The sequence below is a fragment of the Microcoleus sp. N9_A1 genome (assembly GCF_036701795.1).
Lineage (GTDB): Bacteria > Cyanobacteriota > Cyanobacteriia > Cyanobacteriales > Microcoleaceae > Microcoleus.
The window spans coordinates 1-1,121 of sequence record NZ_JAUBRI010000193.1 but is presented as its reverse complement, the minus strand read 5'-3'; the positions used below and the strand labels follow the sequence as shown (position 1 = coordinate 1,121).

Annotated in this window: 1 protein-coding gene; it reads right to left on the bottom strand. The window is 49.3% G+C overall.

Annotated elements, in window-relative coordinates; translation table 11 throughout:
- Nucleotide 1: 1 nt before the first annotated feature.
- Nucleotides 2–1,121, bottom strand: a 1,120-nt coding sequence (locus tag QUA58_RS31390; RefSeq protein WP_333398027.1) for an IS4 family transposase, incomplete at its 5' end; no start/stop codon positions are given.

The following is a 1,121-nucleotide window of genomic DNA, read 5'->3' as shown; positions in this document are numbered from 1 at the left end:
GCTACCGTGTACACACAAGTCCAGCTAGAGCGGTTTTCCAACCAATGAAGATAGCTTCAAACTGTTGAAGACCATGTACAAAGGTAGGTAGACCAGGGGGTCTTTGAGAGCGATAAGAAGACCAGCCACCAAGCCTAGCAATTAACCAAGTTGCCCAAGGCAAAGTGGCTAGAGGATAGGGATTTTGTTGTTTTTGAGTGCGACCTTCGAGAGTCGGTGCAAGCTGGGCAAGACATTGCTGTTGTTGGTCAGAGAAAGTCACCGATGCGGGAATTGCTGGATTGTCTCGTCCTTCAACCATCTTGCCGGTGCCGACAGCAACGGACAAAGCCAAGATAGTCAGACGTTGAATCGCAGCGATTGACTCAAGTTGACTGGTCTCGATATCTAAACCAACCGTTTTGAGCATGGCAAATAACTGCTCGATGCGCCATCGCCAGCAGTACCACTTAATCACCTGTAAAGCTTGTTCAAATAACATAATTGAGTGAGTAGTCATCAATCGCCAATGTATGGGTGATTGACCGAGTGGAGGGTTAACTTCCAGAGCTTCTACCGCATAAAGAGTAATACTTGGAGGGTAATCTTCTCGACTAAGATTGGCTGGGCGTTGAATTTGAACCGAAGTATGACGGACACTCAATAACGCCTCTCGCGCTGTGCGCCCACGGCGAGGGTCGGCTGTGACCATGATCCTGTAGGTACCAACACAGGGCTGGGCGGACAGATGAGTGTAAAGAGATTGTGGCTGACCAAACAGGCACCGATCTTGATAAACTCTGACTAGAACATGGTTGTAACGATCTGGGACTGTCGCCCATTCTTCATATAGGTCAGCTTCGCGGTCGCCTATATGAGTGACTAATCGCGCATCCCCAAGCATCAAGCAGCGTTGGCTGCGTTCAGCGGCGGCTAACCATTTGTAAGATTCTTTCTGTTCGATTGGTCGCTGAGAATATTTCCGTTCGTGTTTGTCGGGTCTGTTTGCTGCTCTCGTCCAGAGCTGCACGTTGCTCAGCCCCAGCGGGAAACCGTTTTGAGCATCCACCACTAGAGTTGGATGAATGAAAAATCCCACATCTGTGTTGTTCCCGACTACGCCCACTCCTTCTGGTTTTAAC